Origin of the sequence: Photobacterium arenosum, assembly GCF_014841115.1 — a bacterium.
GTDB classification, from domain to species: domain Bacteria; phylum Pseudomonadota; class Gammaproteobacteria; order Enterobacterales; family Vibrionaceae; genus Photobacterium; species Photobacterium arenosum.
This window is the reverse complement of record NZ_JACYTP010000008.1, coordinates 53,426-77,425: the sequence shown is the minus strand read 5'-3', so window position 1 is coordinate 77,425 and position 24,000 is coordinate 53,426. Positions and strand designations below refer to the sequence as shown.

At 46.7% G+C, this 24,000-nt stretch carries 18 protein-coding genes; 5 read left to right on the top strand and 13 right to left on the bottom strand.

Annotated elements, in window-relative coordinates; genetic code table 11:
• Window positions 1-2: 2 nt before the first annotated feature.
• The 10 genes from IFO68_RS13395 to IFO68_RS13350 form a co-directional block, all read right to left on the bottom strand.
• A complete protein-coding gene (locus IFO68_RS13395) occupies window positions 3-857 on the bottom strand; it encodes a hypothetical protein (protein ID WP_192016361.1) in 855 nt (284 codons plus the stop codon).
• A gap of 9 nt (window positions 858-866) precedes the next feature.
• Entirely contained in the window at window positions 867-1,970 is a 1,104-nt protein-coding gene (locus IFO68_RS13390) for a Tricorn protease domain-containing protein (RefSeq protein WP_192016360.1), read from the bottom strand.
• 67 nt (window positions 1,971-2,037) lie between these two features.
• Window positions 2,038-3,183, bottom strand: coding sequence for a Tricorn protease domain-containing protein (locus IFO68_RS13385; RefSeq protein WP_225445224.1), 1,146 nt, complete (start codon window positions 3,181-3,183; stop codon window positions 2,038-2,040).
• 28 nt (window positions 3,184-3,211) lie between these two features.
• The gene (locus tag IFO68_RS13380; protein ID WP_192016359.1) at window positions 3,212-4,630 is read right to left on the bottom strand and encodes a hypothetical protein; all 1,419 of its coding nucleotides are present in this window, start codon (window positions 4,628-4,630) and stop codon (window positions 3,212-3,214) included.
• Between the two features lie 480 nt (window positions 4,631-5,110).
• Window positions 5,111-6,088, bottom strand: a complete 978-nt coding sequence (locus tag IFO68_RS13375) for a hypothetical protein (protein WP_192016358.1) — start codon at window positions 6,086-6,088, stop codon at window positions 5,111-5,113.
• Entirely contained in the window at window positions 6,085-7,074 is a 990-nt protein-coding gene (locus tag IFO68_RS13370; RefSeq protein WP_192016357.1) for a DUF2169 family type VI secretion system accessory protein, read from the bottom strand. The genes IFO68_RS13375 and IFO68_RS13370 overlap by 4 nt, the downstream gene beginning before the upstream one ends.
• The gene (locus tag IFO68_RS13365; protein WP_192016356.1) at window positions 7,055-8,395 is read right to left on the bottom strand and encodes a hypothetical protein; all 1,341 of its coding nucleotides are present in this window, start codon (window positions 8,393-8,395) and stop codon (window positions 7,055-7,057) included. The genes IFO68_RS13370 and IFO68_RS13365 overlap by 20 nt, the downstream gene beginning before the upstream one ends.
• A gap of 10 nt (window positions 8,396-8,405) precedes the next feature.
• Window positions 8,406-8,888 carry a hypothetical protein gene (locus IFO68_RS13360; protein ID WP_192016355.1) on the bottom strand — a complete coding sequence of 161 codons (483 nt, stop codon included), beginning with the start codon at window positions 8,886-8,888 and terminating at the stop codon, window positions 8,406-8,408.
• Complete coding sequence (locus IFO68_RS13355; protein ID WP_192016354.1) at window positions 8,888-10,990, bottom strand: type VI secretion system Vgr family protein; 2,103 nt, start codon at window positions 10,988-10,990, stop codon at window positions 8,888-8,890. The genes IFO68_RS13360 and IFO68_RS13355 overlap by 1 nt, the downstream gene beginning before the upstream one ends.
• A 62-nt stretch (window positions 10,991-11,052) precedes the next feature.
• Complete coding sequence (locus IFO68_RS13350; protein ID WP_192016345.1) at window positions 11,053-11,571, bottom strand: Hcp family type VI secretion system effector; 519 nt, start codon at window positions 11,569-11,571, stop codon at window positions 11,053-11,055.
• Window positions 11,572-12,032: 461 nt separating this feature from the next.
• Here IFO68_RS13350 and IFO68_RS13345 point away from each other — a divergent pair, with 461 nt between their 5' ends.
• The 5 genes from IFO68_RS13345 to IFO68_RS13325 all read left to right on the top strand — a co-directional run bounded on the left by IFO68_RS13345 (window position 12,033) and on the right by IFO68_RS13325 (window position 18,599).
• A complete protein-coding gene (locus IFO68_RS13345) occupies window positions 12,033-13,094 on the top strand; it encodes a formylglycine-generating enzyme family protein (RefSeq protein ID WP_192016353.1) in 1,062 nt (353 codons plus the stop codon).
• Window positions 13,095-13,532: 438 nt separating this feature from the next.
• Entirely contained in the window at window positions 13,533-14,603 is a 1,071-nt protein-coding gene (locus IFO68_RS13340) for a formylglycine-generating enzyme family protein (RefSeq protein WP_192016352.1), read from the top strand.
• Between the two features lie 155 nt (window positions 14,604-14,758).
• Entirely contained in the window at window positions 14,759-15,823 is a 1,065-nt protein-coding gene (locus tag IFO68_RS13335) for a formylglycine-generating enzyme family protein (RefSeq protein ID WP_192016351.1), read from the top strand.
• A gap of 267 nt (window positions 15,824-16,090) precedes the next feature.
• Window positions 16,091-17,152, top strand: a complete 1,062-nt coding sequence (locus IFO68_RS13330; RefSeq protein WP_192016350.1) for a formylglycine-generating enzyme family protein — start codon at window positions 16,091-16,093, stop codon at window positions 17,150-17,152.
• A 382-nt stretch (window positions 17,153-17,534) separates the two neighbouring features.
• Window positions 17,535-18,599 (top strand): formylglycine-generating enzyme family protein, encoded by a 1,065-nt coding sequence (locus tag IFO68_RS13325; protein WP_192016349.1) that lies wholly within the window; start codon window positions 17,535-17,537, stop codon window positions 18,597-18,599.
• 44 nt (window positions 18,600-18,643) lie between these two features.
• On the opposite strand, the gene IFO68_RS13320 is transcribed toward IFO68_RS13325, so the two are convergent.
• From IFO68_RS13320 to IFO68_RS13310, 3 genes are read right to left on the bottom strand one after another with little or no spacing between them, the layout of a single operon-like run.
• Window positions 18,644-21,133, bottom strand: coding sequence for a LysM peptidoglycan-binding domain-containing protein (locus IFO68_RS13320; protein ID WP_192016348.1), 2,490 nt, complete (start codon window positions 21,131-21,133; stop codon window positions 18,644-18,646).
• Window positions 21,133-21,729 (bottom strand): DUF4123 domain-containing protein, encoded by a 597-nt coding sequence (locus tag IFO68_RS13315; RefSeq protein ID WP_192016347.1) that lies wholly within the window; start codon window positions 21,727-21,729, stop codon window positions 21,133-21,135. Before IFO68_RS13315 ends, IFO68_RS13320 begins: the two co-directional genes overlap by 1 nt.
• Window positions 21,711-23,993: a type VI secretion system Vgr family protein gene (locus tag IFO68_RS13310; RefSeq protein ID WP_192016346.1), complete on the bottom strand. Its 2,283-nt coding sequence runs from the start codon at window positions 23,991-23,993 to the stop codon at window positions 21,711-21,713. Before IFO68_RS13310 ends, IFO68_RS13315 begins: the two co-directional genes overlap by 19 nt.
• Between the last annotated feature and the right edge of the window lie 7 nt (window positions 23,994-24,000).

Genomic DNA, 24,000 nt, shown 5'->3' with positions numbered 1-24,000 from the left:
TCTTAATTTAATAGTTCGGTGATATCTACATCTTTGTAAATTATCACAGGTTCAATCTCATCAAAGTCTTCGCTGCCTTTATTGGTTCGGCTCAATGTGACTTTTTTCACTTCACTTGGCCAACCGGAGAACCGAATCATCCGATGTTTCTTGTCAATAAAGTCACAACTTCTTAAGTACACTTTTTGCGACCATTCGTTTTCAGTGTCAGACAATTCAAAAAAATCATCAGGCTGATCAACCTGAGGGTGCGCATAATAAGTAAGCCGAATCTCTGGCAGAGGGGAATTGAGATATACGGCAGCAACGTTCTTGTCAACCTGATTATTGATTAGTTGCCCATTGACGTCTAATTCAAATGGCTCAGCTAGTTGATCCAAGCTAATTGTCGTTAATTTGAAATTGACCGTTTTACCGGGAATTTTATCTGCTATTTCTCTTATGCTGTTGCATAAACTTTCATAGCTTGTTCCAGCCTGTGCTAATTTTGCAAGCATCGGAAGTGGTGGAAACTTTAAATTATAACTTTTGTTTGATAATAAATGAATTGGATTGGAATGTGCAAGAATGGAGTAGTTCGAATCTGCCTGCCCTTCTTTTCCTTGATTACCATGTCTCAGCGAACACAAACGATAATTCGCGTCCGTGGCCCATAACTCAGGCTGTTCACTTTCACTTAAAGAAATAACAGGAATTAATTGAAGTGGTCGAACACTTTTGAGTTCTTTTACATCTCTCAAATCGGATTCATTATGCCAATTTGGATATTCATTTAGCGCCGTCTCCTTATTTAAATGCTTTTCGAATGATGCACTGAATATATAATAATTTGATTCTAAAAACTTTTTAGCCAACATAGTCGCTTCCTATTTTTCAAAAATACCATAATTTGCAAATGAGTTATAAAGAGAATATTCTGTAGCACTTCTACCTGTCGATATTAGAGTCCAGAATTTATAATTGTCATTTATCTCTTTTTTATCATTTAATTTATAAACAGTCGAAGCGCCATGCCATACGTATTCCGCATTTAAACCAATCACGCTAAAATATTGATACTTTCCTCGCTGTCTTTCCTTTATATCTTCAAAGGTGAATGTTCTCTTTTGAGTATCAATTAGAAACCTTTTCCGTCCACTTTCACCCCAAGCAAAGCGTCCAGTTGGACTTATTGACTTATTAATAAACTCATATAAATCAATAGAATCTACATCGTTATATACACTTACCGAATATAACAACTTATTACTTTTCTCTTCATATACAGCAACCCCGACATCATTTATGGCAATTCTTTTCCCATCATAAATAACAGAATTCTCATTGAAATTAACATCAATCGACTCTATGTTTGATGTATTTAAATCATATTTCCATTTTTCCCATTGATCCACATAATATAAATAGCTACTGTCTTCCGCCCATAGAAACTCAGGATGTCCACGAGATTTACCCAACTCAATATAGTCACCCGTTTTCAAATCTTTGATAACTTTAAACATACCAGAACTGTTGGCATATGCTAATGCTAAATATCGGTTGTTTGGTGACATTCGTATTAAACGAACTCTTCCATCAAACTCATCCGCAACCAGTCGCAAATCCGTCCCATCCGTTTTAACACTCCAAACTTTATCTTTCTTTTCATAATAATCATCTGTTTCACCTGCCCCGTTATCCCAACGGAAAACAACACGGGGTAAATCATAGGAGCTTTTATTCGTTAAATCTTCCCGTGGCCATTCTTTAGCCTTAAAAACATAGTATTTTGGCTTTCCGTTATTATCCTGATAACTGATATAATTATGCTCGGTAATATAAATCCGGCCATCTTCCCACTCTTGAGCATTTTTCTGCTCTACAATTGACAGCTCTTTTTCTGGTTGTTTGCTTTCAACAGTGATTTCATCTTGCCCACAACCGACAAGGAGCAAACCTGTCAAAATACTGATTATTGTTATAATTTTCATAGATTTATATTTTCCTATCTATTCGTTGCCAACCAAGCGGTAGTAATTAGTAAAAAATTATAACGCATCAACTAGCATCACTGTGAACATCATTTTTTTCGAAATCCCCATCATTTGCAAAAGCATTATATAGTGAAGAATCTGTCGCACTATGACCAGTAGCAATTTGCACCCAAGACTTATAATTACTATTGATTTCTTTTTTATCGTTTAATTTAAAAATCGCTGTCTTTCCCGCACCGCGTCTTACATAATCAGCATTCAAACCAATCATTTCAAAATATTGGTACTTTCCCATCGTTCTTTCTTTTATATCTTCAAAATAAAATGTTCTTTTATGTGTATCGATTAAAAAACGCTTACGACCACTTTCCCCCCAGGCAAATCGGCCTGTTGGACTAATTGATTTATTTATAAACTTATATATTCCAAGTGATTCTTTATCAGGGTTGATGCTAACATTAAATAGTCTTTTGTTCGACTTTTCATCAAATACAACCACACCAAAGTCATTCAGAACATATCTTTTTCCATCGTATATCACAGAGTACTCGTTATACATAACGTCTACTTTTTCTGATTTTTTTGTATGTAAACTATACTTCCAGTTTTCCCAATCATTCACAAAATATAAATAACTGCTGTCTTCCGCCCATAAAAACTCTGGATATCCACGTGATTTTCCCAACTCAGTATATTCACCCGTTTTGAGATCTTTAATTACTTTAAACATGCCATCACTGTTGGCATATGCTAAAGCCAGATAACGATTATTCGGTGACATCCTCATTAAACGTACGTTTCCATCAAACTCATCTGCAACCAATCGTAAGTCAGTCCCATCCGTTTTAATACTCCAGACTTTATCTTTTCTCTCATAATATTTATCTGTTTCACCTTCACCGTTATCCCAGCGGAAAACAACTCGAGGCAAATCATACGAACTCTCATTTTTTAAATCTTCGCGCGGCCATTCTTTTGCCTTATAAACATAGTATTTTGGCTTTCCGTTATTATTCTGATAACTGATATAATTATGCTCGGTAATATAAATCCGGCCATCTTCCCATTCCTGGGCATTTTTTTGCTCTACAATTGACAGCTCTTTTTCTGGTTGATTACTTTCTACAGTGGCTTTATCTTGCCCGCAACCAACAAGGAGTAGAGTTGTCAATAAACTGAGTTTCAGTGTTGATTTCATACTTTTTTTCATAGTAATCATTCTTTCTTTCGCCAACGTCTTAATTTAATAGTTCGGTGATATCTACATCTTTGTAAATTATCACAGGTTCAATCTCATCAAAGTCTTCGCTGCCTTTATTGGTTCGGCTCAATGTGACTTTTTTCACTTCACTTGGCCAACCGGAGAACCGAATCATCCGATGTTTCTTGTCAATAAAGTCACAACTTCTTAAGTACACTTTTTGCGACCATTCGTTTTCAGTGTCAGACAATTCAAAAAAATCATCAGGCTGATCAACCTGAGGGTGCGCATAATAAGTAAGCCGAATCTCTGGCAGAGGGGAATTGAGATATACGGCAGCAACGTTCTTGTCGACCTGATTATTGATCAAATTGTATTTCACAGAATCTGAGTTGAGTGATTCTGGCACAGTTAAACCTTGTATCGCCGCTGTTGTATCAGTGAATGCTTTATCCTGACTGTATGTATTCAACCCCGTAATTTCGGTTGCATTTTCTGCATACTCATTCTCGAGCTGAGAGAGTTGTGTTTCCGTTTGCTGCTGGCTGCAAAAAATCGCATGCAGCGGCACTTCTTCACCATTGATTTTATAGGGAAGCCAGATATGCGGCATTTCCCGCCCTTCGGCCTCACGTAATACCGCCCGGCCGCCTTTCTTTGGGCTTTCCTTAGTGGCTAATGTAAAGGTCCTGACTGGCGAATAGTCGGTCAGGACGATGTCGACTTCTTCAGCCGTCAGGCCAAAAACACGGGCCATACCAGAGCCATCCAGCACCGAGGAAAACACTGTTTTACCATCTTGCTTAATCTCATAAGGCTCATACGAATAACGTGCCCCTGACTCTTCACTGACCAAAGTAATGTCCACATGCCGCTCTACGACTGATGCTTCTGACTTATCTTCGCTTGTGCCTAGCGTCAAATTCACCTCGCTGAAATAGCCTTTTTCAGTGACCTGAATTTCGCGCCACAGTTTTCCATCGAGAAAAATGTAAAAATATCCCTGCTCATAGAGCGTTGCTTGCGCCGGATCGTTATCTTCTGTTGTGAAATACATGGGCACTGCTGGCACCAAAACAGTTTCCCACTCGTCCAATTCGGTTTCTTTTTCTACTGGCATCAAGCCTTCCGCCAGCAGAAGCGTGATAGGGCTTGGATAAACGCGCGATGGAATCACAAGGTATAAATTCTTTGCTTCATTCTCGAGGCCTTTAAACTCGGCCAAGCTGCGGTGTTCATGTTTGGCATCCGCACGAGGTTTCGCAATTTTCTCGCTCTGCAGATCCGTTTTTGCCAGCCGTAAATAGGCGCTGTTACCAGGCCACTGTCCCGCCAGTTCCACCACCAGTTTGTGCTCTGGTACGGGCTCGATGGGTTGGTTGACCACATTGCGGGGCAACGGGGTGATGTCTTCCAGCGGCGTATAATTCGCCTTTACATATCTCACTTTTTTCATTTACTTTTTCTCGTTTTTCTTCGCTTTGGCGAAACTGAACCACGTTAGGCTTGAAGGAAAACAACAGCGAGAAGCTAAGCGCTTACCAGCGGCCAACATGAGTGAACCAGGAATAGTGTCCGGGCATGAAAACATCGGACCTTGTTTAAATGTGTGTGAGAAGGTGTATCGGCTATCGGGTTGCTGAATCAGCCCACAATGGCAGTACATCATGATGACGCTCTCCGCAGCGAGTGTGCGCTTATTCGTGCTGTCGGCGGCTGTGCGATAACAGATCAACGAATAAGCCCTGCATGGCTCTTTTTTCATCTCTGTTCAGTACATGAACACACTGGGTACGGTCATCAAGACGTACAGCGGAAAACCCTATCAGATTGAATACCCTAATCAACTGATTTAATAGCCTCTCCCACCTGAAAATGTCACTTTGTGGTATTGAGCCAAAAAATAATTTCTGTTTTGGCTCATTGCGTTACCGTTTTACGTGACTGCCGTGTTCGGTTTCGACAGGGTTAACGTCATCATCGCCCGGCTGTCATTGGCTCCGAACAGGAACACACTGCGCACACGCGGGTTGTCGGTGTGGTGCAGCGCTAGTGTCAGGGTGGCAAACAATGAGGCTTCGCCTAAATACCCCCACAGGCTGTGACTAAGCACAAGCTGTTCAGGGTTAGTCAGCCGTTCACCTCGGGCACCAATGGCAAAACCGTATTCTTCATTTTGAGATCTCAGGTTGGTCATATCGCTGAACAGCAAGCCAAAGTCATCCACGGCTTTGCTTTGCTTACGCAGCGCGCTGGACATCAATTGCTCGCCAGCACCCTGCTCGCAGTGCCAGCTGTCCAGTCTTGCCTGTGGCGTTAACTTTAAGGCTTCTACCAGGCTGCGCGATGCCAGCACAGCGCCTGCTGCGCCCTCGCTGGCGATCACTCCCCAGGGGTGCTGAGCCGTCTGCAACAGATTACGCTGTGAAAGTACATCCAGTGCTGATAGAGGGGAATCCACAGAAATCGCCATCACCACTTCTTCTTCATTCAGGCTTTTTAACACATCAGAAAAATGCGTATGTTCTGTGTGGTGACTCAGCACCACCCGGCCTAGTACCTTTTCTAAGCCGCTATCAGCACGCCAGGTTTGATACCAGTTTTCCAATTGCGACTGCGTGATGGCTTGTGGCATACGCACATAAAGCGGCGCTGGCGGCAGGCTGCCCGGCAGGTTCACCGCCAGTTGGGTCACCAGCAGGGCCAGCATCGCAAAGTATTTGTCGGCCGTGTTTTCTTCAGCATCCAGATAAGTGATTGGCGCAACCGTCGCTTTGCTGTCGGCATCTGCCACTGGCCGGGTCTCGTACATGTCTAAATCCGCCTGCGCCACGGCAACAGAAATATCCAGGTTGAATCCCGCCGCGGTGACGGCATCGGCGCAAAGAATGTAACGAGCAGTGGATAAACTCATACAGCAGCCTTTTGTTCAGAAATAACAGTATTGACTAAGTCAGCCTCCTGTCCCTGGCAAGGAAATGCAGCCGACCAGGTGGCCGTGACAGTCAAAGCATCGGCATCCACGGATAGCGTATGCAGCGCCATGGTTTGCAGGCGCTTTTGGCTGCCAAACGCCGCTTCGGCGACAAAGGTACGTCGCGGTAACGTAAAGTACAGCGTCTCTTCATGACTGAAACCAGATACGATGATGCGCTCACCGCCAGCCAGTAACCCTTTTGTCTGCTGATCAGCAGGTGCTGACTGGTAAAACGCCGTTGAAAAATCAACCGGATATAGCGGCCGACGTTCGTCTGACCATTTTTCATCGAACGTACCCGCCAGACGGGCACGCGCCGCATCAAAGACAGCCAGCGGACCAAAACCGGCTGGTTGCACCTTAGCGGTATCTGGCTGCCAGTCCTGTTTCAAATAGAACACTGAAGGCACAGGCTGGTTCAGCAAATCCATCGTTTTGTTCGCAACCCCGCAGCCAATACGGTTACGGGGATCGTCTCCCCCTAAAGCATGGGCATAAGACACAGGACGCTCGATAAAAGGGGCAGGGACAGTGACGCCTACCTGACCGGCTTGAGTGATCCATTGCCGATCACCCACTACCGTCAGTGTTTTATCGATATGCTCTTCAATCAGCAAACGGCACTGCACACGGGTAACGGGTTTCTTACCCAGACTCCGGGCGTGACCTTTCACCAGCACGTCTGTATTGGCTTTACTGACGGCAAAATCCTGATCCGCCACCATGGCGGAGAAACCGGGCTCACCATCAAACACAGGGGTTGAATAGATCTCTGGCTGCGTCTGTACTGGCTGCCACTGGCCTTCGCACTGCTGCCAGCCGGTTTTTAAACACACCACCCATACCGTCTGTCCGTGATGATCACGCACAAACTGCCCTTTCATGGCATAAGGTAAATTAGATTCAACGTCCCACAGCTGCATCACGCATCCTCTGGTTATACCGCTCCGATGCAGTACTGTTTTTAGAAAGTGTATTGATGGCCCGCCGTTGTTTTTCCGGCCAGCCCATTGGGTCATAAGGCACATAAATGCCACCATTGAGGCATAAATCCCGCCAGACCCAGGTACGAAACAAGGCTGGCATGGATGGGCTTTTCAGCACATCGATACTGGTGGCATAGCTCAGCGAGCCGCCCATTCTCATCATGGGCACCTGTACCGCTTCGGGTTCAAGGTCCTGCCACCAGTGCATCAGTAACTCTGCGGCGTGCTGTGCGTTGTACTTCACGCCCAAATCGGCGACACGAACTGGCATTTTCTCTCCCAAAATCAGAAAAATCGCACTCACCCAGTGTTCCTGCTCTACTTCATCCTGAGCGCTGAAAAGCGCTTCAATCATAGGTTCCACAGCGAGCGGATCACCTGCCAGCGCCGCTTTCAGATAAGCGCGTTTATCATTCGCGAAATCGGGCAGCGTGAAAGATTCAGGTAAGCGATTCACAATGGCGTATTCATCCACCTGTTGGAAAGCTTCTTTCTGGGGCAGGATGTCACCACGAAGCCAGGCGACTTTGTCTTTTCGCACCAGCAAGTGAGTAAATAAAGATTGAGCTGGATCGCCATGTTCAATCACCCAGTTAATACCGGCCTCGTGTCCTGAACAGGCCAGCTGATGCCGGGCCAGCCCGCTCACTTTCGTCGAGCCATCCCGGATACACTTATTGGCGAACTCTGTATTCAGTTCATGACGGCGCACCAAAGCCCGCATGGCCAGTTCAGACTGTGGGATCTGACTGATAGCCGCAGACTGCAATGTCTCGATAAGCTGTGTTGATGTCGCCAGAGAAACCGTATCCAGCCACACTTGTGCCTGCAGTTTGTCGGCCAGCAACAATGACAGTCTTACCGCGCTCGGATCAAGCGGATCAATCTCTGCTGAGCTCAACACCCACAGCAGCACTTGGGGATGCGTGTCGGCCAATCCATACAGATAGCCCGGCTCAACCCGAAAGAGCGCCACAAACACGGCCATAAACCGCGCCAGTTTCCTGTTCAGCAAATGATAATAACGACTGTCGCTGTCAGGCAAACCGCTGGCTAATGCACGATGACGCTGAGCCAGCAGGAAACGCACTGCTTCAGCAGCACTATCCGCTTTCTCTCGTGCAAAACGCTGTATACCCGGTGCTGAGGCTTCGGCATGCTCAACCGCCTGCTTCATCGCGGCGGCCAGTTGCTGTAGATCCTCTTCCGTCAATACGCTAAAACCTGACACTTCAGGCTTAATCTGGCTGATCATCATGTTGGGCCCATCAGTTAATCGCTATTATTGCACCCTGAATTTTCTGGGATTTTTCCGCCTGGCTGTTGATATATTTGGCTTCGGTCGTCACCCGGCTGTTTTTTCCGTCGTAGTGCGTTTTGGCATCGCGACTGGCAACAATCAACTGCTCTTCAGCTTCAATGCGGATGTTTTTCGCTTTCAGCACCAACTCGTCACGCTGTTCAATCAAGGAAAAGAAAATGTCGGTGACCAGAGGCAAATTTGGATCATTACCGATGAATTCAATGCGACACGACAGTGCATTCTGCACAGCTAATTCAAGCTCAACCCGGTTAAACTGGCGGCCAAGCCTGGCAGCCAAACCGGATGGCATATCACAGCCATCAAAGGTGACGCGAACACTGTCCCCTTCAATGGCCAGAATATGGCCGAAACGGGCATGCAAAGGAGCCGGGGATACCCCGGCTTCTGATTCAATCATTAAATGGCTTTGTGTCTGCTGCTTTTGCATTAGTTCACCGATACTTTTCCGCCCTGAACAACCACTTTGTCTGAACCATTAATCAAAATGGATGTGCCTGTGATTTGAATCGAGCCATCACTATTGAGGACTATCTGAGAAGATCCTGCATTTAGCACAATCTTCTCTTTACTGATGATCTGCGTCGTACTTTTGGAATCAGACGTTACATTCCCGGTCACTGTCAGGGTGGAATTCCCTTCTACATTCAGGTTGTTATCTTTATCTACCTGAGTCTGACGGGCACCGTGAATCGTGATAGTCTGGTTTTCCATCACTTCCAGTTCATCGTTTTTGCCAATTTCAGTGGTGCGATTCTGATTGATCTTCAGATCCGAATTCTTCACCACGGTCACGGCTTCATTACTGTTGTAATTCACCGTGACATCACCATCGACCGTTTCTGTGAAGGTGCCTTTTACTTCTGTGGTTTTGTTACCTTTGATGGTTTCCAGCTGATTCTGACCAATCTCGTTGGTTTTATGACGAGCAACCGTCAGAGTGTCATCATTACCGATCTGCTCGAACCGGTCGTTAAGCACCTTCACTGACATATCTTTCTGCGCGCGCAGATACAGCTCTTCATGATTGGTTTCATCATCCAGACTGATCTCGTTGTACCCTTCTCCTTTATGCGTTTTAGAACGCAAGGTGGTGCGGGTTTTCTTCAGCGGCAAATCATAAGGCGGAAGATGCAGACCGTTATAAACCGACCCTGTGACTAAAGGTTGATCCGGATCACCTTCCAGAAAGCTGACGACCACTTCGTGCCCGATACGCGGCAGGAAAACTGCGCCCCAGTTCGGACCGGCCAGGCTCTGGCTGACGCGTACCCAGCAGCTTGAATGTTCATCCGACGCACCCAATCTGTCCCAATGGAACTGAATCTTGATGCGGCCCAGATTGTCGGTATAGATTTCTTCATTCGCCGGACCGACCACCACAGCGGTTTGCGGGCCTTCCACAACAGGTGCCGGCAAGGCCGATGCCCGGTAAGTCATATCGGCCGGGAATGCGATCACTTTGTTGTGATAGGTGGTGGGTTCATCACCGGCTTCTTCTGCGTGAGCCTGCGGATCGCTCCCTTCGTGCTTCACTTCCAGCAGTATGAAATCACGGTTCAGAGACTGGCGCGGATGGCGTTCCATCAGGAAGCTGTAACCGGGGATCAACCGCATGACACAGGTTGTTGCTTTCAGCTCAGTGCCGGACACCTTATGGGCTGACAAGCGGTAATCAGACTGTAACTTACCCTGAGGTTGCTGGCCGTAACGTCCCGGATAACGGTACACGGCCAGATCGGTATAGACCTCGGCTTCATCCGATTCCGGCACGTCCGCCATCAGACGGGTTTTAGGCGTTAGGTAGTTATAGTCGTTTTGTGAAACCGCACCGGTATGAACACGGGTGGCAAAATCGGCGTCAAAGATATGTTCGCGATCCGGCACCCCGCCCGAGTCGGCATGATACAGGATGGGCGTTTGCTCGGCGCCGGGGATCAAGGTGGCGTTTTCGGCAGTGCTGGGCAGCGCGTTGACCAGTTCATTCTTATCAACAATCACCAGTTCATGGCCGCTGTGGGTATGATCGAAGTAATACCACAGTCCATGCTGAGACATCAGGCGATGGATAAATGCCAGATCGGTCTCGTGATACTGCAGAATATACTCCTGCTTCTCGCCTGCATCGGCAAGCATACGTACCGCGGTTACGCCAGCTTCTTCCAGCACGGCTTCGATGATGTCATTGATCGTTTGATCCTGAAAAATACGGCAGTCCTGCCGCTGGGTCAGAAACCAGAGATCGGGCACCAGCTTTAACTCATAGCGGCTGAACTGGCGACCTGTGCCCAGGAAGCGGGCTTCACTGACTGTGCCATGGAAAACACGGGATACACCGCTCCCCTGACCGAAAAGTTGCAGCACCCCTGCCTTACGGATAACGTCCTCAAAAGCAATATCTGCATCACGTGAAAGCAATGTGACGTTAATTTCAAAAGGTTGAAACAGACGCTCGGTGATCTTAAATTCTTCAACACGGAATTCGTGTTCTGTTTCTTCGATAGAGAAGGAAAATTGAACCGGATTACTCATTACTTTTACCTGATACAACTATGACAAAAGGGGCCGGAACCGGCCCCCATGAATCGGCGTTATTACGCTTCGCGCGGCGTACGCCAGTCGTCGTTACCTGCAGTACCACAGACTTCGTGGGTCACTTCAATGGCGCGGTAAGTCAGTTTCAGTACTTCTTCAACCACACGGTCAGAAGTAGCTGCATCCTGGCAGTGCGCCATACGGGTTTGCATATCAACCAGCAGTGCATCAATCAGTTTGATGGTGTAGTAATGCTCTTGCTTGCCTTGAGTCGAAGTGCGGTAGAAGTTGATGTAAGCTTCTGGCAGCTTCTCACCGCTGACCAATGCGTTGAACAGCAATGGCGAAGTACGGTCTTGCTGCTTAGTCACGATAATTGGACGGTGAACACGCTGACCTGTTGGCTGACCGCTTTGTGGGTCACGAGGAACAGTCAGAACATGGTCCAGTTCCTGAACCAGGAATTCGTCAACGTGTGCTTCCTGCCAAGTGTTACCAACAGAATCTGCCGTGTAAGCATCTTTAGTAATGTGGCCCTGAGTTTCACCATGAATAGACATATAAGCTGGAGTTGGCATAATCACTTTCCCTTAAATTTTAGTCATTTCGATAAGTAGAGCATAACGCTGCTCTTTGCGATGACTGATACATTGCAACCACCGTGCCAACTTTTAATTTCATTTAAAAACAGTAGCTTATAACTTTTTGTGAATTTTTAACTCATTTTTATTGCCAACTTTTTGGGAAATTTTCTAATTTCTTAGCAACTTCTTTACGAATTTTCGTTATACAACTCTTAACCACCACTCTGTGCCGGATTCAATTTTTCCATTTTCTATTCACTGCGCTCTTCAGGCTACAACGCAGCATATAAATCTCCCTGAGATTGATGACCAATTTTCAATCAAAATCACCAAATTCATTTCATTGCGCACTTGGTTCAATAAATACGGGTTCAATTGAACATTGGCTATGCTTTCCAGTGTTTTTGCTTTAGGCATTTCGGTAGACTAAGGCACTAAAAACAAAGGATTCCAGCATGAAATTTTACAGGCTAGGACTTGCATGTACGCTGCCATTATTAGCGGCCTGCAATGACAACAATTCCCCCATCAAAATCACCAGCGAAACCGTCTCTCAACAGCAGCTTGATACCATAGTTACTAATATCGAAAAGCGATATCCCGAGGCGACCCAGGAACAAAAACAAAACGCTGCCGACGTGGTGGTTCGTGCCATCGAGAATCTGGTGTTTGTTGAAGGCGGCAGCTTTGAGATGGGGGATTTTGGTGCCCCTTGTGAAATCCCCAGCCGTACAGTCAAACGGATGGACTGGTCTCCGGATGCTGAATGCTTGAGTTCACCGTTTAGTCAGGAGACAGGTGCTGCCTTCCTTCATAAAGTCACACTCGATTCCTATTCAATTGCTAAGTTTGAAACACGCTTTATTGATATGGAGTGGATGCGTCAGATAAATGGACTGCCTGTGGCAAAAGATGATGCAAAAGATCAGTCGATTATCCAGCGTGATTCGGAAACATATCAATGGCTGATAACTAAAATGAAGGATTATCCAGCCAGTGCAAAAGCGTGGCAGGAAGCGAAAGATTATTGCCAATGGTTAGGTCAGGTCAGTGCAATACCCTTCGACTTGCCTACCGAGGCACAGTGGGAATATGCTGCACGAAGTCGAGGCCAGAAATACTATTATGCGACCAATAATGGTTACCATCAGGTTTTGGAAGATGCCTATTTCGATCCCGAGATTGATCGTTACGTCGAATACACTGAAAGTGGTGCAAATACATCAACAAATACCAAAGAAGTAGATCGCTATCCCCCGAATCCTTTAGGGATTTATGGTATGTCCAATCCAGTCAGTGAATGGGTGGAGGACTGGTACTCCCCTGACTACTACGAATACTCCCCAGAGCTAAACCCAAAAGGACCAAAGGAAGGGACGGAAAAAGTACTTCGGGATGCGGGAGGAACAACTATGACTTTTTCAAGGATTCATTCTGTGCCAGTAAAGAGTACATATTTTTACAGCACAAGTTTCCGCTGTGCTCTTCAGCAATCAGTCCCTGCAACAAATAAATAAAGCCCCTTCCGGGGCTTAAATTATGCAGTTTGTATATCGCTTGTCTGGTGGCGTTGAGTAATCTGTTGGTTAACCTGTGTTCTTTTACTGGCTCAGTCGGGCAGGGTGAGAGCACGTATGTTCACTTTTTGAACACACGTAAGTTCTCTCGGGCTGGTTGAGTAATTATTAGACACCTCATGCATTTCACACCTGTGGCAGGCGGTTAAAAATCACTATTTTTGTATATCCCAACATGCTTTTTATATGGTGATTTTACAACTTGTTAACTCATGCTCTCACCCTGCTCAGTCGGGTGGGACTTCAAGTAGATTTCTTTTTATCCATTGTGAACCCTATTCAAAAAACACCTGTGAATTTCCTGATTTAGCCACCAGTTTTGTGTTTTTGTTTCTGGGGTTTCGGTACACTAAGACACTAAAAACAAAGGATTTCAGCATGAATATTTACAGGCTAGGACTTGCATGTACGCTGCCATTATTAGCGGCCTGCAATGACAACAATTCTCCCATTAAAATCTCCAGTGAAACCGTCTCTCAACAGCAGCTTGATACCATAGTTACTAATATCGAAAAGCGTTACCCTGAGGCCACCCAGGAACAAAAACAAAACGCCGCCGACGTGGTGGTACGTGCCATCGAGAATCTGGTGTTTGTTGAAGGCGGCAGCTTTGAGATGGGGGATTTTGGTGCCCCTTGTGAAATCCCCAGCCGTACGGTCAGCCGGATGGACTGGTCTCCGGATGCTGAATGTTTGAGCTCACCGGGGAGTCAGATGACAGGAGCTGATCATTTGCATCAAGTCACACTCGATGCCTACTCAATCGCTAAATTTGAAACGCGCTTTATTGATATGGAGTGGATGCGTCAAATCAACGGACTGCCTGTGGCAAAGGAGAATATCCAAGATGGCTCAATTGTTAAACGCAACTCAGAGCGCTACCAGTGGCTTCTTGAAAATAGAAAAGATCACCCAGCCAGTGCTAAAACGTGGCAAGAAGCCAAAGATTATTGTCTATGGGTAGGCCAAATTAGTGCAATACCCTTTGACTTACCAACAGAAGCACAGTGGGAATATGCCGCTCGAAGTCGTGGGAAGAAGTATTATTTCGCAACCAATACAGGCTACTTACAACTAAGTGAGGGTTATTATCTGGATCCTGAAACTAATTACTATATTGAGTACACAGAAGACGAGGTAAATGCACCATCTTTCGCCGAATTTCGCAACGTAGATACTTTTCCTCCGAATCCGTTAGGTATCTATGGAATGACTAATCAAGTACGGGAGTGGGTAAATGACTGGTATTCCTCTGATTATTATCAGCAATCACCAGAGTTAAACCCCCAAGGGCCTGATAGTGGAAGTCAAAAAGTTCTTCGTGATTCTTCTGGTACAACTATGACTTTTTCCAGAAACTACTCTGTTCCTGTAAAGAAAGCGTATTCACCTGGAACTAGTTTTCGCTGTGCTCTTCAACAGACAGCCCCGGTACATAAATCGCCCTGAGATTGATGACCAATTTTCAATCAAAATCACCTCATTCATTCCATTGTGCACTCGGTTCAAGAAATACAAGCTGTAATCATAATTGACCATGCTTTCCAGTGTTTTTGCTTTAGGTATTTCGGTAGACTAAGACACTAAAAACAAAGGATTTCAGCATGAATATTTACAGGCTAGGACTTGCATGTACGCTGCCATTATTAGCGGCCTGCAATGACAACAATTCCCCCATCAAAATCACCAGTGAAACCGTCTCTCAACAGCAGCTTGATACCATAGTTACTAATATCGAAAAGCGCTATCCTGAGGCGACCCAGGAACAAAAACAAAACGCCGCCGACGTGGTGGTACGTGCCATCGAGAATCTGGTGTTTGTTGAAGGCGGTAGTTTTGAGATGGGCGATTTTCGTGCCCCTTGTGATATTCCCAGCCGTACAGTCAGCCGGATGGATTGGTCTCCGGATGCTGAATGCTTGAGTTCGCCGTTTAGTCAGGAGACAGGGGCTGCCTTCCTTCATAAAGTCACACTCGATGCCTACTCAATCGCTAAGTTAGAAACGCGATTTATTGATATGGAGTGGATGCGCCTGATTAATGGATTACCTGTGGCCAAAGAGAATTCGCGTGATGGGTCGATTGTTCAGCGAGATTCTGAACGATACAAACTGCTAATAACCACAAGAAAAAACTATCCAGCCAGTGCCAAAGCATGGCAGGAAGCCAAAGATTATTGCCAGTGGCTCGGTCATATCAGTGCAATCCCCTTCGACTTACCCACCGAAGCACAATGGGAGTATGCTGCCCGAAGCCGTGGCCAACATTACTATTTTGCCACCAACAATGGTTACCGTCAGCTAAGCGGGGGGATCTATTTCGATCCTGAGACAGAGTATTATATTGAGTACACTGAAAATGATGCCAATGCGTCAACCGATATTGAGGTCGTCGACAAATTTTTTCCGAACCCTTTAGGGGTTTATGGCATGACAAATCAGGTCAGTGAATGGGTGAATGACTGGTACTCCCCCGGCTATTATCAGATTTCTCCGGAACTCAATCCCAAAGGCCCGACATCCGGCTCGCAAAAGGTTCAGCGCGATGCGACAGGAATAACAATGACGTTCTCCCGGATTTATAATGATCCGGTCGAAAAAGCCTATTATCCAAGCACCAGCTTTCGCTGTGCTCTTCAACAGGCAGTCCCGGCGATTGACCCGTCCTGATAGGGTTGACACTTTTAAGTTTTAAGCCCCTTCCGGGGCTTGAATTACGCAGTTTGTGTCTCGCTTTCCTGATGGCGTTGAGCAATCTGTTGATGAACTTGTGTTCTTTGACTGACTCAGTCGGGTGGGACTTCAAGTCGATTTCTTTTTATCCATTGTGAACCTTATTCAAAAAACACCTGTGAATTTCCTGATTTAGCAGCCAGTTTTGTGTTTTTGTTTCTGGGGTTTCGGTACACTAAGACACTAAAAACAAAGGATTTCAGCATGAATATTTACAGGCTAGGACTTGCATGTACGCTGCCATTATTAGCGGCCTGCAATGACAACAATTCTCCCATCAAAATCACCAGCGAAACCGTCTCTCAACAGCAGCTTGATACCATAGTTACTAATATCGAAAAGCGCTATCCTGAGGCGACCCAGGAACAAAAACAAAACGCCGCCGACGTGGTGGTACGTGCCATCGAGAATCTGGTGTTTGTTGAAGGCGGCAGTTTTGAGATGGGCGATTTTCGTGCCCCTTGTGATATTCCCAGCCGAACTGAGAACCGTATGGACTGGACGCCTGAAGCCAGTTGCTTAAGTTCCCCGGGCAGTGCTTTTGACGGCTCAAAACACCTACATCCAGTCACTTTAGATTCTTACTCGATCTCTAAATTTGAAACCAGCTTTATGGATATGGAGTGGATGCGACAGATTAATAGGTTACCTGTCGCAAGAAATAAACTTAATGGTTATATGCCCGTACCTGGTGAATACTTAAGTCGCTCTGACGAGGAATACAAAAAGCTGATCAAATATCATACAAAACACACTGTCGCGACAGGAACAAAATCCTGGCAAGAAGCAAAAGACTATTGTCTATGGCTGGGGGAAATTTCAGCACTCCCTATTGACTTACCCACCGAAGCACAGTGGGAGTTCGCGGCTCGCAGCCGAGGTCAGCATAAATATTACGCAACAAATAATGGTTATCTGCTACTTTCAGAAAGTATATATTTTGATCCTGAACTGAATAAATATATTGAAGTATCAGATTCAGAAATTAACAGTAGTACCGCGCCTGAAAAAAACTTAGGTGATTTTCCTCCTAACCCGCTGGGAATCTATGGTATGAGCAACAACAGGCCCGAGTGGGTCAATGACTGGTATGACAAAGATTACTACTTACAATCACCCGTTAATAATCCACAGGGCCCCGATTCTGGTGAAGACAAAGTAATGCGTGATGGATTTACCTTCGGACGAATTGATAAATCCCCTAATCAAGACTTTTACGTTTTAGCAAATACTTTTCGATGTGTTGTCAAAAAAACTGATAAATAAACGGATAAAATTATGGCCCTTTTGGGCCATAATTTCTACGCATACTGACTTGATCGACTCCGGTTATCAAGCATAGCTACTTGTTGCTCTACTTCGGAGCGCTTCTGATAAAAAGCCTGACCTTGCCGAGGGGTGAATGGCGTTTTGTCCATGTCTGCAACTGTATTCGTTTCCATCAGCGTCATTACCCATTCATTAAACGCCGATTGCTGGTTGCCATTTAAGATAATTTTTCATTCAGTTCGCTTTACCGTTTTATGCACTCCAATCCTGTGCACTCGGTTCAAGAAATACAGGCTGTATTTATAATTGACCATGCTTTCCAGTGTTTTTGCTTTAGGTATTTCGGTACACTAAGACACTAAAAACAAAGGATTTCAGCATGAATATTTACAGGCTAGGACTTGCATGTACGCTGCCATTATTCGCGGCCTGCAATGACAACAATTCACCCATCAAAATCACCAGCGAAACTGTCTCTCAACAGCAGCTTGAGACCATAGTTACCAATATCGAAAAGCGTTACCCCGAGGCAACCCAAGAACAAAAACAAAACGCCGCTGAAGTGGTGGTTCGCGCGATTGAGAATCTGGTGTTTGTTGAAGGCGGCAGCTTTGAGATGGGGGATTTTGGTGCCCCTTGTGAAATCCCCAGCGGTACGATCAGCCGGATAGATTGGTCTCCGGATGCTGAATGCTTAAGCTCACCGTTTAGTCAGGAGACAGGGGCTGCCTTTCTCCATAAAGTCACACTCGATGCCTACTCAATCGCTAAATTTGAAACGCGATTTATTGAAATGGAGTGGATGCGCCTGATTAACGGGCTACCTGTGGCAAAGGATAATTCGCGTGATGGGTCGATTGTTCAGCGGGATTCTGAACGATACAAACTGCTAATAACCACAAGAAAAAACTATCCAGCCAGTACCAAAGCATGGCAGGAAGCCAAAGATTATTGCCAGTGGCTCGGTCATATCAGTGCAATCCCCTTCGACTTACCCACCGAAGCACAGTGGGAATATGCTGCCCGAAGCCGTGGCCAACATTACTATTTTGCCACCAACAATGGTTACCGTCAGGTACGCGAGGATATCTATTTCGATCCTGAGGCAGGGTCTTATATTGAGTACACTGAAAATGATGCCAATACATCAGGCGATATTGAGGTCGTCGACAAATATTATCCGAACCCTTTAGGGGTTTATGGCATGACAAATCAGGTCAGTGAATGGGTGAATGACTGGTACTCCCCCGACTATTATCAGATTTCTCCGGAGCTCAACCCCAAAGGCCCTGTATCCGGCACACAGAAGATTCGGCGCGATGCATTAGGAACAACAATGACGTTCGAGCGTATTTATAGTGACCCGATCGAAAAGGCCTATTACTCTGGTGTCAGCTTTCGCTGTGCTCTTCAACAGGTAGCCCCGGCGATTGACCCGTCCTGATAGGGTTGACACTTTTAAGTTTCAAGCCCCTTCCGGGGCTTGAATTATGCAGTTTGTGTCTCGCTTTCCTGATGGCGTTGAGCTATCTGTTGGTGAACTTGTGTTCTTTTACTGGCCAGGGCCTGGCCGCTCAGCGGGGTATAGGGGTCAACAGTCACCAGAGCACTTTTTTCCTGCTCAGCCAGTTTAGCAACCCAACGGTTAAAGTCAGATTGTTGGCTGCCATCCAGTATGGCGTTAATCCGGGCGAGATTATCAAACATCATTTGATCTCCGCTCGTTTTTTGACCTGCAGGATTCATGCGCTGCAAGATTTCCTCAAACTTATGCCAGCTGTAAGTACTTTCTTTCAGCAGCTTATAAATTGCCCATTCCTGGTCTTCGTTAAAGCTCCAACTAAACTCTTCGACCAATAAATCCAGCATGCTTCCTATGGCTTCGGGAAGTAATTGATTAAAAGGAATACCTGCGCTCGTCGTGTTGTTTAAAATCCTTTTGGCAAGAATATTGGCTTTTCGTCGACGATCTTGACTTTCATCAAATTTCATTTTCCAGGTTGATATCTGAAGGCTTCCAGCTTTCATCGTATTGAGCAATGCTTGATTCGGGTCTCGAATCAAGTCACTGGCAAACGCAATCATGGTTGCATCCACCAAATATTCATATGCTTCTTTATCAATATTGTCCAGCACTCGATAATCAACATGCTGCAGCCCCTGCCAGATAATTTTCGCCAGCTCCCACAACTGCTCCATATTAATCATGGCGCCAAAGCCGCCACCGCCACCGACACCCCAAACCAATTGCCCGGAACATTTGAGGTAGAATCGTCCACCAATCAGAGCAAGCTGGAAATCGGCGTTGAATCCCGCCCCGGCAGCAACATTGCCCTCAAGCTTCACTTCGGCGAGCACCTGAAAATTGAAGGTATTTTCATCTTTCGGGGGTTGCCACTCCAATCCCCCCGAGAGTTGGCCACTCGCCTGCGCCCCAGCGAACCCTTGCGCTTTAAAGCCAACATCTCCCTTCGGGGCCTTGTCTAAATCAACTCTGGGGGTAAACATCACCCCAGTACTTGCGCCATCCTCTTCCGGCCGCCCAATCTGAACTCTGCCATCGAGCATCACGCCAACAAAGCAGCCTAATGTGACTTTCCCCTGAAGGCGAAAGCAGCCAAATGAGTAGGTGGCATCGCGCCCATTACTGTCCTTATAGTGCAGCTTCACTGGAAATCCAGTTTCAGAAGGTAAGAATAAACTCGCTTCTGTTTTGGCTTCGGCCAGTGAAAAGCTGGCTTCCCCGCCAATCCCTAAATCAATTTTTCCTTTCGTAGGTTCAAATGTTGTAGAAACACTGGCTTGCGCCCCCCAACGAAACAACTGTGCTTCAGCGCTTACCGCAAAAACCGTATCTCCATCTTCATCCAGGTAAGGCTGAGTCGCTTTCCATTCTTTAAATTTATCGCCATCCGCTTTCCACTCAACAAGCTTACCTTCAACTTTTAAATTCTTTTGTTCAGCCTTAATATCGTCTCGAATCGCACTGCCGAAGCCCTTATAATCTCTTTGCTCCAAGGCATTCATCGCATGACTATTTCGGGCCACGCGTTTCCAGCGCCTGACTTCACGCTCGTGAAACCGAGAACGGATATATACATGACGTGTTTGATTAATGGAATAAACTTCCACGATATGTTCACGAATATGCTGAGTCGTATATTTTTTCTTTGTCTTATTCATTTTATCCATCTCCACCCCCGACTTTGTGGTCGACTGAGGTGTGACGGCTTTCATCTCGAGCGTCTTGTAATAATCGATTTCTTTTTGAATCTGGCTCAGAATTTCCGCTCTGAGTGTTTCAATCGAGCTTTCACCAAACCAATCATCCCGATATTGTGTTACAAAACGGCGACGATTTTCGAGTGATTTCAGCATCGCCTTCACCCGCTCCTGATTTGGATTGGGCTGCGGACGACGGGCCTTCACCTGTGCCGCTCTGCGTGTAGCACGATTGGGCTTTTTGTCTTCTGTTGCAAAAATTCCGGCGTATCTTGCATCTTCCAGCCAAGCTTCTCTGGCCTGGGCATGCAGTTCCAACTGCTCACGCGTCACACCTTCACCTTGTGGCGCGCGCTCAATTAAAGCCTTGTAATCCTGTAATAAGCGATCTGTAATTTTGGTTTCTTCTTCCAGCAATTTCGAAGCAGTTTCATCCAGAATCCAATATTCCAGCGGACCGTCTCCGGTCACAAACACTACATCGTGCACCTCACTTGGCTGGCACAAGGGCGGAGAAATCAGTGGACCCGTGGCCTCCAGCGGCCGCAGGTCAGACACGGGGGCCACAGAATAAGTAGGCTCAGCTGGCTCAATCTGGCTATCGTCGGGTAACCGAACCTGTTCACCGACCCGAATAAAATCCGGATTTCTCTGATACTGAGGGTTCAGCTCCAGCAGGGTGCTAAAATCAACTTTCTCATCAATGGCAATTTGCAGCAGGGTATCATTCGGTTTGACGGTATAACTTCGACTCATCAGGCTGTTTCTCCTTGCCATTGTTCCGCGATAGACATCATGGTGTTTATTTGATCATCTGACATAACCCATCCCTCACCTGAGGCAGTACTCACCGCATGGCTGTGCCAATCTGCCAAAAGCCAATATTGATCAAACCAGTGAATTCGATGGAGTTTGGGGAAAAACTGTTGTCGCTGTTCAGAAGACATTGAACCAACCAACATCAATAACTTGCGGGGCTCATAATACCGGATGACTGCATCAGCCCGACCACGTGACACAATCAACCTTTCCCGCAATGACTCCGTCAGTTCTGAAAATGAAACTGTGTCTGGTACCACCAGCAAACAACCGCAAGGGGTCGACTCGAGTTGAGCCATCAGTCTTTGCCATAATGGCAGTTTTTTTGTCAAAGGAACCAGTAGCGGTCCATTATCCAAATGCGAAAAACGCGTCTTGGAAAAAAGTGATACCACTTCGTCTTCAGAGAACATCGTCTGCCAGTCTGGCCATAACAAGGGCTCAAACAGCACATAGGCGTTTTGATCTGAAGCAGGTAAAATGGGGTTGGCTTGCTGAATCTGCCATTCCGGTTTTAACGGTGCAATTGACATGTTTTCCCTCTTCCGCATTCACAAAGTTCCATCATTAGCGCGCCTTCTTCTATCATGCTCTGATAGACAGCAGACGTGATCACGGGTGGCTTTAATCGTGCAATCGATAGTCCGATCGGGCTGAGGGAGTTCACCCCTTGATTGCTGCCAGCGGCGGCGCCAGGATTAATGTCGACCTTAGCCCCTTGCAGTGCCACGTCACTCACGCCGTTGAGCGTAATGGCCGTGCCGTAAAATTCGATCACACCGCTGCTTTTCAGCACCAATCCGGCAGCCCCGACTTCCACTCTGATTTCATCAGCAGAAACAACCGCAGCTTCTCCTTCTGCACGGATTGAAGTATCGCCTTGGGTTTCGATATGAAAATCGCCCCCGACCGTCAGTTGATCGCTCCCCCCGACTGAAGTGGTGCGGGACGCGAGGATCACCGTGGTCAGATCCGCACCAATCTCCAGCGTGTCGTTTTGACCAATCTGAACCCGCCGGTGTGCTTCCAACTGACGGTGCTGGTTGCCAGCGACACTGACAACTTCGTTGGCCTGATAATTCACCGTGACATCCTGATCGACCTGTTCGATCAATGTCTTTTCGTTGAGTGACGTTTTATTCCCGTGAATCAGTTCTTTCCGATCTCCCTGCACTGCAATTTCACGGTGCTGTACAACCTTCAGTTCGTCATCCTGTCCGATATGGCTGAAGCGGTCATGCAGTACCAGCGTGTTCATATCTTTCTGCGCGCGCAGATACAGCTCTTCATGATTGGTTTCATCATCCAGACTGATCTCGTTGTACCCTTCTCCTTTATGCGTTTTAGAACGCAAGGTAGTGCGGGTTTTCTTAAGCGGCAAATCATAAGGCGGAAGATGCAGACCGTTATAAACCGACCCTGTGACTAAAGGTTGATCCGGATCGCCTTCCAGAAAGCTGACGACCACTTCGTGCCCGATACGCGGCAGGAAAACTGCGCCCCAGTTCGGACCGGCCAGGCTCTGGCTGACGCGTACCCAGCAGCTTGAATGTTCATCCGACGCACCCAATCTGTCCCAATGGAACTGAATCTTGATGCGGCCCAGGTTGTCGGTATAGATTTCTTCATTCGCCGGACCGACCACCACAGCGGTTTGCGGGCCTTCCACAACAGGTGCCGGCAAGGCCGATGCCCGGTAAGTCATATCGGCCGGGAATGCGATCACTTTGTTGTGATAGGTGGTGGGTTCATCCCCGGCTTCTTCCGCGTGAGCCTGCGGATCGCTCCCTTCGTGCTTCACTTCCAGCAGGATGAAATCACGGTTCAGAGACTGGCGCGGATGGCGTTCTATCAGGAAGCTGTAACCGGGGATCAACCGCATGACACAAGTTGTCGCTTTCAGCTCAGTGCCGGACACCTTATGGGCTGACAAGCGGTAATCAGACTGTACCTTACCCTGAGGTTGCTGGCCGTAACGTCCCGGATAACGGTACACGGCCAGATCGGTATAGACCTCGGCTTCATCCGATTCCGGCACGTCCGCCATCAGACGGGTTTTAGGCGTTAAGTAGTTATAGTCGTTTTGTGAAACCGCACCGGTGTGCACGCGGGTGGCAAAATCGGCGTCAAAGATATGTTCGCGATCCGGCACCCCGCCCGAGTCGGCATGATACAGGATGGGCGTTTGCTCGGCGCCGGGGATCAAGGTGGCATTTTCGGCAGTGCTGGGCAGCGCGTTGACCAGTTCATTCTTATCAACAATCACCAGTTCATGGCCGCTGTGGGTATGATCGAAGTAGTACCACAGGCCATGCTGAGACATCAGACGATGGATAAATGCCAGATCGGTCTCGTGGTACTGCAGAATATACTCCTGCTTCTCGCCTGCATCGGCAAGCATACGTACCGCGGTTACGCCAGCTTCTTCCAGCACGGCTTCGATGATGTCATTGATCGTTTGATCCTGAAAAATACGGCAGTCCTGCCGCTGGGTCAGAAACCAGAGATCGGGCACCAGCTTTAATTCATAGCGGCTGAACTGGCGACCTGTGCCCAGGAAGCGGGCTTCACTGACTGTGCCATGGAAAACACGGGATACACCGCTCCCCTGACCAAACAGTTGCAGCACCCCTGCCTTACGGATAACGTCCTCAAAAGCAATATCTGCATCACGTGAAAGCAATGTGACGTTAATTTCAAAAGGTTGAAACAGACGCTCGGTGATCTTAAATTCTTCAACACGAAATTCGTGTTCTGTTTCTTCGATAGAGAAGGAAAATTGAACCGGATTACTCATTACTTTT